Genomic DNA, 15181 nt, shown 5'->3' on the forward strand with positions numbered 1-15181 from the left:
AAGTGAGTTGTCGACATTCCGGCCAATCGCGTTCAGCCCGCCTGGATGCGGCTGAGTTCGCGCCGCGAAGCGCCGTCGCACCAATCAGCAGAGTGAAGAACCGGCGTTAGTCCGTTCCGACCGAGGAAAGCGCGCCGCTTACCGTGAAATGTACCAAAACCAATAACGAAGACAGCGTATGCAAGATGACAATTCACGGTCCTTGCTTGTCGTGCGTCGACGAGCATGCAAAGCCGTTACTCCTCGTCGGCGGTCATTCCTCGTATGGCCCCGGCCATGAGTCAAAAGCCGCAACGCAAAGTGGCATTTCCCTCACTGTCAGTGCGACAAAGTGTCACATTGAATCAGATGCTTACGGTTTGTAGCATATGACCACTCGTTTACTGAAATCCTCAGCAGATCAGCGCGGCGAGTACGTAAATCCTCCTCTCATGACGGGATGCTCCGTAGCGAAGCGTCCCGTTTTTTTATGGGCGATCTGATACCCGTTCGATCGGGTGAGGTCGTCGCATCGACGCACTGCCTTATACTTCCATACATCCCCGGGTGCTGGCGGACAAGCACGCGCCGCTCTGGCCGGGTCGATAATCCCCAGCACGATGCCGCGGTCGCATCAGTCCGCCTGTTTCGATGGGTTATCCGTGGTCTGCAATCCCAATTGAAGGAATGCTGCAGTGGACATCGCCGAACTTCTCGCTTTTGCCGTCAAGAACGGCTGCTCCGACCTGCATCTGTCGGCGGGTCTGCCGCCGATCATCCGGGTCGATGGGGACATCCGGAGGATCAGCCTGCCGGCACTGGAGCACAAGGAAGTCCACGCGCTGATCTACGACATCATGAACGACAAGCAGCGGCGCGACTACGAGGAGTTCCTCGAGACCGACTTCTCGTTCGAACTCCCCGGCGTTGCGCGGTTCAGGGTCAACGCATTCAATCAGGATCGCGGGGCTGCGGCGGTGTTCCGCAGTATTCCATCGAAGGTCCTGACGCTGGACGACCTCGGTTGCCCGCGCTTCTTCGAAGACGTCACGCGGCAGCCACGCGGCCTGATCCTGGTCACGGGCCCGACCGGCTCCGGCAAGTCGACCACGCTTGCGGCAATGCTGGACTACGTCAACGCCAATGACTATTCGCATATCCTGACGATCGAAGACCCGATCGAATTCGTGCATCAGAGCAAGAAGTGTCTGATCAACCAGCGCGAGGTTCATCGCGACACCCTGGGGTTCAATGAAGCCCTGCGTTCCGCGCTGCGCGAGGATCCGGACGTAATCCTGGTGGGGGAATTGCGCGATCTCGAAACGATCCGACTCGCCCTCACTGCGGCGGAGACCGGGCACCTCGTATTCGGGACCCTGCATACCAGTTCGGCGGCGAAGACCGTCGACCGTATCGTCGATGTGTTTCCGGCCGCCGAGAAGGACATGATCCGTGCGATGCTATCCGAATCGCTGCAGGCAGTGATCTCGCAGACATTGCTGAAGAAGACGGCGGGTGGCCGAACCGCCGCCTGGGAGATCATGGTCGGCACGCCCGCGATCCGCAACCTCATTCGCGAGAACAAGGTCGCGCAGATGTATTCGGCCATCCAGACCGGGCGGCGCGATGGCATGCAGACCTTGGATCAGCATCTGCAGGAATTGGTTGAGCGGGGCGTCGTCGCGAAGCAGACGGCGCGCGAGTATGCGGTCAACAAGACCGCGTTCTGACGGTCGGGAGAGTGACGACGATGGAATTCGAGTCCCTGCTGATGCTGATGACACACAAGAAGGCCTCCGACCTGTTCATCACGGTCGGGCGGGAGCCGTCCATCAAGGTGGACGGCGCACTGCAGCCCTTGTCCGCGACCAAACTCACACGTGAACAGGCGCGTGAGATCGTCTATGGCATCATGACGCAGCGACAGCGCGACGAGTTCGATAACTGTCGGGAGTGCAACTTCGCGATCAGTTCGGAAGGGTTGGGGCGCTTTCGGGTCAGCGCCTTTTTCCAGCAGGACGCACCCGGTATGGTGCTGCGACGGATCGAGACCCATATTCCCGACACCGAGGAACTGAATCTGCCGCCGATCATTCGCGAGCTTGCGATGACCAAGCGCGGGCTGATTCTGTTCGTAGGTGCCACCGGCACCGGCAAGTCGACCTCGCTGGCGGCAATGATCAAGCACCGCAACGAGAACTCGCGGGGGCACATCATCACGATCGAGGATCCGCTTGAGTATGTCCATCCGCACGCCGGGTGCATCGTCACCCAGCGGGAGGTCGGGATCGATACCGAATCCTATGAAGTCGCGCTGAAGAACACACTCCGGCAAGCGCCGGACGTGATCCTGATCGGCGAGATCCGGGCCCGCGAGACCATGCAGCATGCGATCACCTTTGCGGAAACCGGGCATCTGTGTCTCAGCACGCTGCATGCAAACAACGCGAATCAGGCGCTCGATCGTATCCTGCATTTCTTTCCCGAGGACATGCACAGTCAGTTGTTCATGGATTTGTCGCTTAACCTGAAGGCCATCATCGCCCAGCAATTGGTCAAACGCTCGGATGGCGCCGGGCGCTACCCGGTGATCGAGATCCTAATCAATACGCCCCTGGCTTCCGACCTGATCCGCAAGGCAGAAGTCCATAAACTCAAGGAGCTGATGAAGCAGTCCCGCGAGCACGGAATGCAGACCTTCGATCAGGCACTCTACGATTTGTATCGGGCCGGGAAGATTTCCTACGAGGACGCGCTCCACTCGGCCGATTCGCAGAACGAAGTGCGGTTGATGATCAAGCTGGGACAGGATGGTGCGATCGACCAGTTCGCGAAGGCCGCGGATGGTCTGCACATCATGGACGATTGAGGTGTGACCTTGCCCTTCGCCTTTAATGATCGCCATAGCGGACCGGGCTTCAGCGTATCGAACGCCCGGCACCGGGCGGTGGGGCCGGGCCGCCAAAGGGCCCGCAGGAGGTTAGCCGTTCCGATATAATCCGCTTCGCCTCGTCGCCTATGGCCCATCGAGGCTAGGTGCCCGCCGACCGGCTTCCATCTCCCTGCAAACCGTCACGCCGATGAATGGGCTTATCGCGATCGTTGCATCCGCTCTGGTCATCGTGCCCATTGTGCTGTTCCTGCTTTTCCGCCGCGGCGCCCGAGCCGGTAAGCCGGCTTATCAACGGCACAAGACCGCCCTGCCGCCGGAGCGTTGCGCCTTGTACCAGTCCCTGAAGCAGGCGGTAGGCGAGCGCTTCGAACTGATGCCCAATGTTGCGGTTAGCGACTTGATAACGCCCGTCAGGGGCACGATCAGCCGGGCGTCGGCCGCTGTCTTCGCGGACGCTGCGGCACAACCGTTCGCTTTCGTGCTGTGTCGCCCCAGCGATTTGACGGCACTGGCCGCCGTGGTCGTAGTCCCGCGTGAGCGCGCGGCCGGCCGTGCACACTCGTTGGGTTTGTCGCTAAGAGGCGTCTGCGATGCCGCGGGTCTGCCGCTCATCGAAGTCGAAGCGGCGCCAATCTACGAGACGGCTGCTTTGCGTGAAGCAGTCCTCACCGCGTTGCGGCCCGGTCCTGTCCAGGAAGGTCAGGGCGATGGCCGCCGGGAGCCGCATATCTCGAGCCTTGATGATCTGGACCTGGGATGAGCGCCATCAATACCCGTTTCCACCGTCGCTTCCGTGCCTTGGGGACTGCGCTCCACCGCGCCGACGTTCAATTGTGAACCGAATCATGTCCGATACCCTGAACCTCACCCTCGAATTGATGCGTCGAGTCTCGGTGACCCCCGACGACGCCGGCTGTATGGATCTCGTCGTGGCCCGTCTCGAGCCGCTTGGTTTTCATGCCGAGTGGCTGAATTTCGGAAACACCAGGAACCTCTGGCTGCGCCGCGGAACGGCAGCGCCGCTGCTGGCATTCCTGGGACATACCGATGTCGTGCCGTCCGGTCCGCTGGAGGACTGGGTGTCACCGCCGTTCGAGCCGGAGATTCGCGACGGCGTCCTGTACGGGCGGGGCGCCGCCGACATGAAGAGCGGCGTTGCGGCGATGGTGACCGCGCTGGAGTGTTTCGTCGCCGCACATTCGGGCCATGAGGGCTCGGTCGCCGTGCTCTTGACCAGTGATGAGGAAGGCGCGGCGACCGATGGCGTCGTCAAGGTGGTCGAGGTACTGGAGGCCCGGGGAGAAAAAATCGACTGGTGTCTGATCGGTGAGCCTTCGAGTTTCGAGCAGCTCGGCGACGTGATTCGTGTAGGCCGCCGCGGATCGCTGTGCGGCGAACTGCGTGTTTTTGGGGTCCAGGGTCATGTCGCCTATCCGGACCGGGCCAGCAATCCCATCCACCGTTTTGCGCCGGCCCTGGCCGAACTTGCCGCGACGGTCTGGGACCATGGGAACGACTATTTTCCGGCGACCAGTTTCCAGGTATCGAACCTGCGCGCCGGCACCGGTGCCGAGAACGTCATCCCCGGCCGTCTCGAGGCCCAGTTCAATTTCCGCTTCTCCACGGCAACGACGGCCGACGAACTCAAGCAGCGGGTGCGAGCGGTGCTCGATCGCCACGGCCTGGAGTATGAACTGAACTGGCGTTTGTCAGGCGCGCCTTTTCTGACGGAGGGTGGGGTGCTGGTGGAAGCCGTCCAGCGTGCGGTGACCCAAGTCGTCGGCATGCCGCCGCGTCCCGACACGGGGGGAGGTACCTCGGATGGCCGCTTCATCGCACCGACCGGCGCTCAGGTCGTGGAACTGGGGCCCTTGAATGGCACGATACACAAGGTCAACGAGTGTATCCCTGTGGCCGACATCGAGAGGCTGTCGAGTCTTTACCAGGCCGTGTTGGAGGAATTGCTGGTCTAGGCCGGGACTTGGCTCGGGTCGGCTCGGCCGGTGCCGGAAGGCACTGAAGACAGGGGACTCGGCGCTGCGGCGGTCCTAAAGGAAACACAAGAATAATCCGGGAGCTTCTATGTATCGCCCGCTCTTCGATCAACTGAACTGGGGCCGCTTCGCTCGGGTCATGCAAACCTTCGCCGGGCCTGAGTTCCGCGGGGTCCTCATCGCTCTGTTCGCGTTGCTGCTGGTCTTTCTGCTGCTGATCAATGGCCTGAATGTCGTCAACAGCTATGTTGGCCGGGACTTCATGACGGCGATCGAGCACCGGAGTATGTCGGAGTTCATCCACCATGCCCTGATCTACATCGGTGTGCTCGGCGCGACCACCGTCATTGCCGTGCTGTATCGGTACACCGAGGAGCGGCTGGGTCTCATGTGGCGGGAACAGCTGACGCGGCGTCTGGTCGCGGAGTACATCAATGACCGCACCTACTACAGCCTAAAGGTTAACGGCGACATCAAGAATCCCGACGAGCGCATCGCTGACGATGTGCGCTCGTTCACAGTCACTACGCTGTCCTTTGCTCTGATGACCCTCAATGGGCTATTGACCGTTGCCGCGTTCTCCGGCGTCATGTGGTCGATCAGCCCGCTGCTGTTCATGGTCGCCGTCGTGTATGCAGCCGGAGGGACTTATATGGCGGTGTTCCTGGGGCGCCCGCTGGTCGGTCTGAACTCCGCTCAATTGGACAAGGAAGCCAATTTCCGATCCGATCTGATCTACGTACGCGAGAATGCCGAGCCGGTCGCCCTGTCCCGACGCGAGGGCCGCCTGCGGCGCCGCCTGTCACGCGGTATCGATGAATGGGCGGAAAATCTTCAGAAGATTATCCGGGTCAACCGCAATCTCGGCTTCTTCAGCACCGGCTACAACTATCTGGCGCTTCTGCTTCCGGCGTTGGTCGTGGCGCCGCTGTTCATCAATGGTCAGGCCGAGTTCGGAATCATCACCCAGTCATCGATGGCGTTCGCGCAGCTCGTCGGGGCTTTTTCGCTGATCGTGACGCAGTTCCAGTCGATCGCATCGTTTGCCGCGGTGGTGTCGCGGCTCGACGTGCTCGGTGAGGCTATTGAACTGACACACACCGCAGACGTGCCGACCATCGAGGTGGTGGAGGATCATGGTCGTATCGCATTCGAGCGGGTCACGCTGATTTCTCCGGAAGATGGGCGACCGCTGCTCAAGGAACTCACGGTTTCGGTGCCGCGGGGTACTCGTCTGCTGATCCTGGGCCCTAACAAGGCCGCCAAGGCTGCGCTATTCCGTGCGACTGCCGGTATCTGGGATACCGGGTCCGGCAAGATCATTCGTCCCGGCTTCGACCATATCCGGTTCTTGCCGGAGCGGCCTTATCTATACCCGGGGACCCTGCGCGAATTACTGGTGCGCAGCGGCGACGAGCACGACGTTTCCGATGAGCGAATCCTGGGTGTGTTGGAGGCGCTGCATCTCGAGGGTGTATTGCAGCGTGCTGGCGGCTTGGACACGGAGCAGGACTGGGCGAGAATCCTGTCGCTCGACGAGGAGCAGCTGCTGGCATTCACGCGTCTGGTTCTCGCCGAGCCCCAGTTTGCGTTTCTGGACCGCGTCTGCACCGCGCTCAGCGCCGAGCAAATCCAGAGGATCCAGAAAATGCTTTCGGATCATTCCATCACCTACGTTGCGATCGGTGATCCCAATGATCTTCTTGAGCATTATGACGCGGTTCTGGAAATCAGCGTCGATGGCGGATGGCACTGGCGCTGGCTTGAGGGCGAGCAGCCGGGCCCGGACCCGGAACTGTCCGGGGGAGCTACGAGCCTCGCATAGCCCGCTCTGGTGTTCCCTGCGGTGTTTGCGCCGCGGGACGCCGTGAACGTCAGCCCTGAGCGCTGTCGCGCCGCTGCCCTCGCGTCAAGTGCTGCTCCAGTCGACCCAGCCGAAGTAGGCGGTCGCGAGCACGAGCAGGCCGAACACGATCCGGTACCACGCGAATGCAGTGAAATCATGACGGACGATGAAGCGGAGTAGCGCGCGTACGGCAACGAACGCGCTGATGAAGGCCGCAGCGAAGCCGACGGCAAAGAGGCCGATGTCATCGGTCGATAGCAGGCCGCGGGTCTTGTAGAGGTCGTAGGCGGTCGCCGCGAACAGTGTCGGGATCGCCAGAAAGAACGAGAACTCGGTAGCGGCCTTACGCGACAGTCCGAACAACAACCCACCAATGATGGTCGCGCCCGAGCGCGAGGTGCCGGGAATCAACGCGAAGGTCTGTGCCAGCCCCAGCTTCAAGGCGTCGCGCCAAGTCATGTCATCGACGGTTTCCACGGTGATTCGGTGCGTCCGTCGCTCGGCCCAGAGGATCACCAGTGCGCCCACGATGAAGGCCGTCGCAACGGGTACCGCATGAAATAAGTGGTGCTTGACGGCCTTGCCGAACAGCAGACCCAGCACCGCCACGGGGATGAAGGCGATCAACAGGTTCGCGACGAATCGCCGTGCGGCAGGGTCTTTGGTCAGGCTGGTCGCGACATGCAGCAGGCGCGCACGATATTCCCAGCACACGGCGAGGATTGCGCCGGTCTGGATGAAGATTTCGAACAGCTTGCCTTTCTCACTGTTGAAGCCCAGCAACTCCCCGACCAGAATCAGGTGTCCGGTGCTGGAAATCGGCAGGAATTCGGTGAGTCCTTCGACGATGCCGAGGATCAGCGCATCGATATAAGCGGTCCATTCCATAAGGATGAAAGCGTTACGGTGACAAAAAGGGAGTGGGACAGAGACAGCATCGCCGAGCCGCTGCCGCCGGGAAGCGCTACGTGTGGGTCGGACTGGCGACTGGTGGCGTCCCGGCGAACGTGTCGGGCGGGACGCAAGAAGCCGGGTTCAATCGTAGTGAACGAGTTCGTAGGGCAGGCTAGGCTCGGCCCCAGATGCGAGATCGGTCAGAAACTTCCAGAACACATCGGCTGACGGTGGGCAACCGGGCAGGAAGTAGTCGACCTTCACGACCTCATGGATGGGGTGAACCTTGTTGAGCAACAGAGGGAGCTCGACATCGTTCGGGATCTGCGGGTTCTCGACGCCAACCGCGTCGAGATAGGATTCCTCGAGGCACTCCTGTAAGGGGATGTGATTGCGCATGGCCGGTAAACCACCATTGATCGCGCAGGCACCCACGGCCACGAGGATCTTACAGGACTCCCTGAACTCGCGCAGCGTGTGGACGTTCTCGGCATTGCACAAACCGCCTTCGACTAAGCCGATGTCGACCTGATCGCTGCAGTGCTTGATGTCGGTCAGCGGCGAACGGTCGAATTCCGCGATTTCGGCCAGGGCCAGGATCCGCTCATCGATGTCGAGAAACGACATATGGCAGCCGAAACAGCCAGCCAGCGACGTCGTCGCAACCTTGATCTTACCGGCCATGTTCCGCCTCCTCGACGATCGGCATCTCGTGTTCAAGACTGACTTGCCCGATATCCTGTCCGTCGTAGATCCGTTCGCCGATCGGCACCTCGAACCCTTTGCGCTTGATCAGAATGGCGCCTACCGGGCAGACATGAACCGCCTTGTCGTCGACGCTGATGTCGGTGTCCTTCAGTTTTCCGGTCGTCGAGTTGACGATCAGGTGTGAATTGATCCCCCGCCCGGACAGAGCGAACACGTTCTTCCCATCGACATCCCGGCTCGCCCGCACACACAGCTCGCACAGGATGCAGCGGTCGCGATCCAGCATGACCTCCTGATGGGAGGCGTCGACCTCGCGGCTCGGGTAGAAGAACGGGAAGTGCGCATCGAGCATGTTGAGGTAGTAGCCGACGGCCTGCAGTTGGCAGTTGCCACTCTTTTCGCAGGACGGGCAGAAATGGTTCCCCTCGATGAACAACATCTGCGTGATGGTTCGGCGCGTTTCGTTGAGTTCCTGCGTGTTGTTCAGGACCTCCTGGCCATCAGCAGCCGGAAAGGTACAGGCGGAGCAGTTCCGGCCGTTGACCTTGACGGTGCAGAGCTTGCAACTGCCGTGTGGCTTGAATTCGGGGTTGTGACACAGGTGCGGGATGTAGACCCCGGCCGCCGTCGCCGCCTCGATGATGGTTTGTCCCTCGGTAAACGGGATGCGCTGGCCATCGATTGTCAGCATGTGCTCGGTCACGGTTAGGCCTCCTGTGCGAGATGAGCGTGCGCGTCGTCGCGTCCGGACATACGGCGAGCGACTTCAAGGGCGCCGTCCAGATCGAAACCGGGTTCGAAGCTGATAGCCTTCAAGCGTTGCTCGTACTGTTCCGGGAAGCGCTCGAGCGTGCTCAGGATGGGGTTGGCCGCGGTCTGCCCGAGGCCGCAGTGACTGGTCGCCCGCACCAGCTTGGAAATGTGCTTGAGCTCCGCCAAATCGGCCTTGCCGCCGTGGCCTGCGCAGATTTTGTCGAGCTGATTCTTCAGCAGCGAAGTGCCGACTCGGCATGGTGTGCAAAATCCGCAGCTCTCGTGCGCGAAGAAATGCGTGAAGTTGCGGACGATCTCGAGCACGTCTCGGCGTTGGTCGAAGATCATGAATGAACCACCAGTGGGCAGATCCTCGAAACCTAGGACGCGCTCGAATTCCTGAGCGCCGATGAAGATACCGGAGGGCCCACCGATCTGCAGACCCATCGCCCCGGTGCCGCCGCAATCGGCGAGGATCTGCGCCATGGTCGTGCCGAAGGGGTATTCGTAGATTCCCGGTCGGGCGCAATCGCCGGCGATACTGAGAATCTTGGTGCCCTTGGACTTCTCGGTTCCTGCGGCGCTGAACCACGCGCCGCCCTTCAGTGCGATCAAGGCCGCTGCGGCGAAGGTTTCGACGTTATTGACCACCGTCGGTTGATCGAGGTAGCCGTTGGTAACCGGATAGGGTGGGCGGTTGCGGGGCACGCCGCGCTTGCCTTCCATTGACTCGATCAGGGCTGACTCTTCGCCGCAGATATAGGCGCCGGCGCCGATACGGATCTCGATGTCGAACTCGAAATCGGGGCGGCCGATAATGTTGGATCCAAGCAGTCCGGCGCGGCGCCGTTCGGCGAGCACGGCGTTGAGCGGCTCGTGTAAATAGAGATACTCGCCCCGAAGGTAGAGGTAACCGCGCCGAGCGCCGATCACGGCGCCGCAGACGGTCATGCCTTCGAATACCTGATGCGCATAGCTCTGCAACAGTACGCGGTCCTTGAAGGTGCCGGGTTCGCCCTCGTCGGCGTTACAGACGACGAAGCGTTCTGCCGAGCCTGTTGCCTCTCGGCAGAACTTCCATTTCATCGCGGTGCCGAAACCGGCGCCGCCGCGGCCACGCAGTCCGGATTTCGCGATCTCGTCAAGCGTGGAATCGAGGCCTCGCTGGAACATCCAGCGCAAGGCCGAACCGGGTTGGAGTTTGGTACCCAGCACCAGATCGGCGCGATGGATGTTGTCCTTGACGGCGAAGAATTCGCGGGGCCACTGGCTGACGGGAGTGTCGTCATTGACCAGTTCGACGATGCGCTCGACCCGGTCGCGAGTCAGGTTGGTCAACGTATAACCGTTGACCAGTCCGGCTGGACCCTGCTCGCACATGCCGGTGCAGGAGGTGAAATCGACGCTGACCTGCCCGTCGGCGCGGGTTTGTCCCGGCGTGACGCCAAGGCGCTCGCACAGATACGCCGCGATTTCACGGCTACCCAGCATGTGATCGGTGATCGAATCGCTGATCAGAATGTCGAAGCGGCCGCGCGGCTCGGTTGAGAAGAAGGTGTAGAACTCCGTGACCGCCTGTACCTGAGCGCGGTCGATGCTCAACTGTGCCGCAAGCCGATCCATGACCGCCGCCGGTATGTGGCGGAAGGTCGACTGGACGTCGCGCAGAATCTGCACCAGCCGCGTCGGATCGGCATCGTGTCGCGCGACGATGTCGGCGATGGTCTTCATGTCACTGGGCGTGGACGGCATCGGTTTCCTCCCGCGGGTCGGCCCTATTCTTGGATGCGGAATTGTACCGCCTTATCACCGCATTGTGCGGCTGCAGCATGGCGTGTGGACGGTGGATGCGTAAACAGGTTGTTTCCGACGGCCCAGCCTGATGAGAGGGCTCGTCGCGTCACGCAACGGCCACCGGGCTGACGGTTGCCGAGCGGGGAGGCCGGTAGGACTTGGGCCGGTCTCGATCGGCAAGGCCATCGCCCAAACGGGCGACGGCATGCCTTCAGTGTCGCGTCGGCTGACGGAGTGCCGCGCCGATCAGACTAGGGTACGACTGGAAGATTGGCGCTGATGGCCTTCTCGCCGAGGCCGCAGTCCACATGTCCGAAGCCGCTTGGGCTGGTCACGTTGCCCTGCGATGCCGCGCCCATGTCATAGATGATGTTGTCGGGTCGCGCCGGGTCTCCGCTAACGCCGCCGGGTACGTGATCCAGTTGGAGTTCGTGCCGCGCGCGCCACCCGAAGTTGTGGTCCTTGCATGAGGTATCGCCGCTCACGCCGAGTGCTCCGACGATCTTGCCGGCGGCGTTGTAGAGAGCAAAGCCACCGCCGAAGACGATCTGCCCGCCAACGCGCTTGCCGACCAGCGGGTCATTCGGCTGGCCGAAATCCTTGGCCGGACCCTTGTAGGCATCGGTACTGGCGCCGACGCCCGTCGGCTGACTGAACTGAAGCCCCCAAAGGCTTCCGCCGGGCTGACCGGAGCCGTAGAGGTTTGCGGTCGAAAGGGCAAGTCCCGGGAGGCTGTAGGCATTCGCTGTGTACGCCTTGGCGGCGGAAATAATGCGACTTCCAGGCCACTGGTCGCCCCGGTTCTGACCAGTGAAGGCGACGGCGCACACGACGCCGTCGCGGTTCACGACCGTGCCCCACATATTGAGGCCAAACCCCCCGTTCATGTCCTTGTTCGTTGCCCCGGAGGCGTCCAGTGCGGTTTTGAGCGCCGCATGATCAGGCAATCCGTCGCAACCGGTGGCGTATGCCGTTCCCGAAACCAGGCCGAACAGGGCCAAGCTAATCCCCGTGAGCTTAACAGTTAGACGCATATCTTTGATCCTTTTTGATTATTGATTATTGCCGATACGGCAGAGACGAGGTCTCCGGAGCTCGCGGGGCGCACTGCCGCGCGTGGCGTTTGATAACACGCGCGTATGCAATAAGACAATACGTAAATTTGCGTATATCAGCCTTACCGCGGATCAAAGTCCGGATGTGCGGCGGAATGGGGAGGCCGGGCCGCGGCGGGCCCGACGTCGTCGGTTGGGACTAGATCGAGCCGCGTTCGCGGAACCAGGCCACGGCGTCGGCAAAGGCTTGACGGGTGGGCGTGGGTTCCAGGCCCAGTTCGCGCTGCACACGGGTGCAGTCGCCGCGCTTGCCTGAATTCAGCAAGCGGATGGAGTGATAATTGAAGCGCGGCGCCTTGCCGGGCATCAGCCTTTTTTCCAGGGGATCCTTCAGCAGCGCGAGCGTCTGCATCAGGCGCGGCGGAATGGCCGCTCTAGGGCGCGGAGTGCCGGTCAGTTCCTGCAGCCAGTCGAGGATCTGGTCGATCGAGCGGTGTTCTCCGGTCACCAGGTAACGCTCGCCGCGCACTCCGTGCTCCATGGCAAGCAATTCGGCGGCCACGACGTCGCGCATGGGGACCCAATCGAAGGCACCGGGTACGTAGGCCCGCATTCGTCCGTGCGCGAAATCGAGGATCGTGCGGCCGACCAGGCTGGGGCGAAAGTCATGCGGGCCGACGATTGCGGCCGGATTGACGATCGTGACGTCGAGGCCGCGCAGGGCTTCCAGAATGACATCGTGTTCCGACACCGCCTTGGTGCGCTCGTAATCGGACGCCAGTTCGAATGGGCTGACGGTCCAGCGCTCGTTGGAGGCGCCGGCCGGATTGATGCCGACGGCGCCGAAGGAACTGGTATGCACCACGCGGCGCACGCCGGCCCGGCGCGCTTCCTGCATCAGGTGGCGGGTGCCGATGACGTTGACGTCGAACAGTTCCTGCCGGTCGCCGTCCCGTATACTGACGAAGGCGGCCGTGTGGTAGAGCCGTTCCACCCCGTCGAGTGCCGCGCGGATCGAACGCCGATCCTTCAGGTCGCCGACGGCGTGCTCGACCGGCAGACCGTCCAGTCCGGTCAGGTCGCTTTGCGGCCGCACGAAGACCCGTACGCGCTCGCCCCGGTCGAGCAGCGCCCGCACGAGATTGGCGCCAAGGTGACCAGTCGCCCCGGTTACGAGGGTCGTCATTACTGCCGGTTCAACCGATGCGCGCCTGTCGGCGATTGCGTGCCGGGGGCTGCGTGTACTCCTCCCATTTCTCCAGCGACATCTTCTGGAAATGGAGCAACGCCGGGTTCAGTTCGATCTGGGCCGCATCGGGGTGACGATCGAAACCCTCCTGTTCCAGTTCCAGCGCCCACTTGTCCTCGCCCAGTAACGGCTCGATGTACAGCTTGTTGGTGATCCACAGGATGGGCTTGCGGAGGAACTCGGGCATCTTGCGATTGAGCAACGGGAGGTGGATCGGTCCGAACAGGAACACGAAGAAGCAGCGCGTCGTGCGTTCATCCTCGGGCAGCATGAACAGCCAATGGATGTATTTGCCACCGATATCCGATCCCTGGTAGGGGTACTGGTACCAAATCTCGATGTCGTTCAGGTCCTTGGCTCCGCCTTCCATGAACAGCTTGGCCACGGCGCTGTGTTCGAATTCGGTGTCGTAGTGCACGCGAATGCAGTCGCCCTCACGCTTCCATTCCCGAAGGGTCGGCTTGACGAACGGCTGCTTGCGGCGGTGCAGATATTCGTGATTGAAGTCGCAGACGTTCTCGACGATCATCGAAAAATGGGCCTTGATCGTCGCCACAATCGGCACGAACGGCCACGGCTGGTCGCCTTCCAGCTGGGGGATGGTCGGCAGCGGCACGTCACCAGCCCGGTCGGGATCGCCAGGAAACAGCCACACCAAGCCCCACTGCTCCTTGATCGGGTAGCTGCGGATCCGGATCTTGGGGAGGCGCGTGCGGCCCTTCCCCAACTCGTGCGAGATGTCCATGCAGGTGCCGCATCCGCCGTACTTCCAGCCGTGATAAGTGCAGACCAGTGTCTTGCCGTCCACGAAACCGGATGACAGCGGCAACTGCCGGTGCGCACACCGGTCTTCCACCGCATGCAATTCACCGTCGCTATCGCGGAACACGGCGATGTCCTGCTTCCAGAACCGAACTCGCCGGACATCCCCGGGCTTCAGATTCTTGCCGAGTTCGACGACATACCAGAAATTGCCGTTCGGGCCCACGGTGCGTACTTGTCGCCTGCGCGGCAGTTCCGGAACGGCGCCTCCGTCCCCGTGGGACGCGCCGGTGACGGGATCTTCGGAACGTTCGATGCTGTCGATCGGGTTGTCGATGGCGTCGGACAGGTCAGTCGTCATAGGGAAATCACGCGTGCAGCGGACAGTTCCGTGGGATGTCCGGTTGAAGGTCGGGGCGGAGTCGGTCGGTCAGCCGTATTTTGGGGCAAAACCCCGTAGACAGTAACACAATGGGGGCCGGATCGTCTGTGTTAGGGGCATCCGTCTGGGCGGTCAGGGCGCATTACGGGTCGACGGTGCAAGCCCCCCGTTCAGTGGGGCGCGGCCGAACGGGCAAAGTCTTCGATGGCTTGATCGGATAGTGGATGATTGCCGAGTTCCAGCAGCAAGGGCAGGGGAATCGTCACGTGATGAGCGCCGGCGATGACGGATTGAACCACCTCGGCGGCGGACTTCAGGCTCGCGACCATCAGCGTGGTCGACGTGTCGCAGGCGTCGATCACATCGCGCATTGCGGTGACCAGGGCCAGCCCATCGCCTTGCAGGCGAGTGCTCCTATTCACATAAGCAATCGAATAGGTGACGCCGGCTTCGCAGGTAAGATACGTCTGTGCGGCACTGTAGCTGGCGGTCATGCCGACTTTCGCCCCGGCGCGCGCGAATCGGGTCGCCAGGGCCAGATTCTCGGTCGTCATCGGGATCTTTAGGGCGATATTCGGACGGCGCTCCAACAGGCGTTGGCCTTCCGCTTCCCGTTCCTCCACGCTGCCTCCGGTTAGTTGATAGAAGACGGGGCCCGGGCAGATGTCGGCCAGTTCGGTCACGATGTTCTCCGGATGACCGGGTACACGGGCCATCAAGGTCGGATTGGTCGTGATGCCGGCGACGAAGCCGAGCGTCATCGCGATGCGCGCGTCGTCCGCGCTGGCGGAATCGAGAAACAGTGCCATGCGATGCTCCTGGCGAGATAAGCGGGTTGGGTTTCGACACTGCAGTGTAACGGGGGCGACACC

At 61.8% G+C, this 15181-nt stretch carries 13 protein-coding genes; 5 read left to right on the top strand and 8 right to left on the bottom strand.

Features of this window, described 5'->3' with window-relative positions; all coding sequences use genetic code 11:
• Positions 1-674: 674 nt before the first annotated feature.
• The 5 genes from ACW73L_RS15245 to ACW73L_RS15265 all read left to right on the top strand — a co-directional run bounded on the left by ACW73L_RS15245 (position 675) and on the right by ACW73L_RS15265 (position 6691).
• Positions 675-1709, top strand: a complete 1035-nt coding sequence (locus tag ACW73L_RS15245) for a type IV pilus twitching motility protein PilT (protein ID WP_129884680.1) — start codon at positions 675-677, stop codon at positions 1707-1709.
• A gap of 20 nt (positions 1710-1729) precedes the next feature.
• Complete coding sequence (locus ACW73L_RS15250; RefSeq protein ID WP_498923222.1) at positions 1730-2848, top strand: PilT/PilU family type 4a pilus ATPase; 1119 nt, start codon at positions 1730-1732, stop codon at positions 2846-2848.
• Between the two features lie 211 nt (positions 2849-3059).
• Positions 3060-3632, top strand: coding sequence for a DUF2726 domain-containing protein (locus ACW73L_RS15255; protein ID WP_498923224.1), 573 nt, complete (start codon positions 3060-3062; stop codon positions 3630-3632).
• 85 nt (positions 3633-3717) lie between these two features.
• Entirely contained in the window at positions 3718-4845 is a 1128-nt protein-coding gene (dapE, locus tag ACW73L_RS15260) for a succinyl-diaminopimelate desuccinylase (RefSeq protein WP_498923225.1), read from the top strand.
• A gap of 109 nt (positions 4846-4954) precedes the next feature.
• A complete protein-coding gene (locus ACW73L_RS15265; protein WP_498923226.1) occupies positions 4955-6691 on the top strand; it encodes an ABC transporter ATP-binding protein/permease in 1737 nt (578 codons plus the stop codon).
• 84 nt (positions 6692-6775) lie between these two features.
• On the opposite strand, the gene ACW73L_RS15270 is transcribed toward ACW73L_RS15265, so the two are convergent.
• The 8 genes from ACW73L_RS15270 to ACW73L_RS15305 all read right to left on the bottom strand — a co-directional run bounded on the left by ACW73L_RS15270 (position 6776) and on the right by ACW73L_RS15305 (position 15118).
• The gene (locus ACW73L_RS15270; protein ID WP_498923228.1) at positions 6776-7600 is read right to left on the bottom strand and encodes an undecaprenyl-diphosphate phosphatase; all 825 of its coding nucleotides are present in this window, start codon (positions 7598-7600) and stop codon (positions 6776-6778) included.
• Between the two features lie 147 nt (positions 7601-7747).
• The gene (locus tag ACW73L_RS15275) at positions 7748-8290 is read right to left on the bottom strand and encodes an NADH-quinone oxidoreductase subunit B family protein (protein ID WP_129884674.1); all 543 of its coding nucleotides are present in this window, start codon (positions 8288-8290) and stop codon (positions 7748-7750) included.
• The gene (locus tag ACW73L_RS15280) at positions 8280-9005 is read right to left on the bottom strand and encodes a 2Fe-2S iron-sulfur cluster-binding protein (protein ID WP_129884735.1); all 726 of its coding nucleotides are present in this window, start codon (positions 9003-9005) and stop codon (positions 8280-8282) included. The genes ACW73L_RS15275 and ACW73L_RS15280 overlap by 11 nt, the downstream gene beginning before the upstream one ends.
• A gap of 14 nt (positions 9006-9019) precedes the next feature.
• A complete protein-coding gene (locus tag ACW73L_RS15285; protein ID WP_498923230.1) occupies positions 9020-10819 on the bottom strand; it encodes an NAD(P)H-dependent oxidoreductase subunit E in 1800 nt (599 codons plus the stop codon).
• A gap of 293 nt (positions 10820-11112) precedes the next feature.
• On the bottom strand, positions 11113-11895 hold the full coding sequence (locus tag ACW73L_RS15290; protein ID WP_498923231.1) for a GlcG/HbpS family heme-binding protein: 783 nt from the start codon (positions 11893-11895) through the stop codon (positions 11113-11115).
• Positions 11896-12115: 220 nt separating this feature from the next.
• Positions 12116-13102: a sterol demethylase protein SdmB gene (gene sdmB, locus ACW73L_RS15295; RefSeq protein WP_498923233.1), complete on the bottom strand. Its 987-nt coding sequence runs from the start codon at positions 13100-13102 to the stop codon at positions 12116-12118.
• A 10-nt stretch (positions 13103-13112) separates the two neighbouring features.
• Positions 13113-14288 (bottom strand): 4beta-methylsterol monooxygenase, encoded by a 1176-nt coding sequence (gene sdmA / locus ACW73L_RS15300; RefSeq protein ID WP_498923235.1) that lies wholly within the window; start codon positions 14286-14288, stop codon positions 13113-13115.
• Between the two features lie 191 nt (positions 14289-14479).
• A complete protein-coding gene (locus tag ACW73L_RS15305) occupies positions 14480-15118 on the bottom strand; it encodes a transaldolase family protein (RefSeq protein ID WP_498923237.1) in 639 nt (212 codons plus the stop codon).
• Positions 15119-15181: the final 63 nt, after the last annotated feature.

The organism is Methylolobus aquaticus, from assembly GCF_054172105.1.

Coding starts and splice junctions, on each gene's coding strand:
- ACW73L_RS15250 (WP_498923222.1), top strand. CDS start 1,730: ATGGAATTCGAGTCCCTGCTGATGCTGATGACACACAAGAAGGCCTCC.
- ACW73L_RS15255 (WP_498923224.1), top strand. CDS start 3,060: ATGAATGGGCTTATCGCGATCGTTGCATCCGCTCTGGTCATCGTGCCC.
- dapE (WP_498923225.1), top strand. CDS start 3,718: ATGTCCGATACCCTGAACCTCACCCTCGAATTGATGCGTCGAGTCTCG.
- ACW73L_RS15265 (WP_498923226.1), top strand. CDS start 4,955: ATGTATCGCCCGCTCTTCGATCAACTGAACTGGGGCCGCTTCGCTCGG.
- ACW73L_RS15270 (WP_498923228.1), bottom strand. CDS start 7,600: ATGGAATGGACCGCTTATATCGATGCGCTGATCCTCGGCATCGTCGAA.
- ACW73L_RS15275 (WP_129884674.1), bottom strand. CDS start 8,290: ATGGCCGGTAAGATCAAGGTTGCGACGACGTCGCTGGCTGGCTGTTTC.
- ACW73L_RS15280 (WP_129884735.1), bottom strand. CDS start 9,005: ATGCTGACAATCGATGGCCAGCGCATCCCGTTTACCGAGGGACAAACC.
- ACW73L_RS15285 (WP_498923230.1), bottom strand. CDS start 10,819: ATGCCGTCCACGCCCAGTGACATGAAGACCATCGCCGACATCGTCGCG.
- ACW73L_RS15290 (WP_498923231.1), bottom strand. CDS start 11,895: ATGCGTCTAACTGTTAAGCTCACGGGGATTAGCTTGGCCCTGTTCGGC.
- sdmB (WP_498923233.1), bottom strand. CDS start 13,102: ATGACGACCCTCGTAACCGGGGCGACTGGTCACCTTGGCGCCAATCTC.
- sdmA (WP_498923235.1), bottom strand. CDS start 14,288: ATGACGACTGACCTGTCCGACGCCATCGACAACCCGATCGACAGCATC.
- ACW73L_RS15305 (WP_498923237.1), bottom strand. CDS start 15,118: ATGGCACTGTTTCTCGATTCCGCCAGCGCGGACGACGCGCGCATCGCG.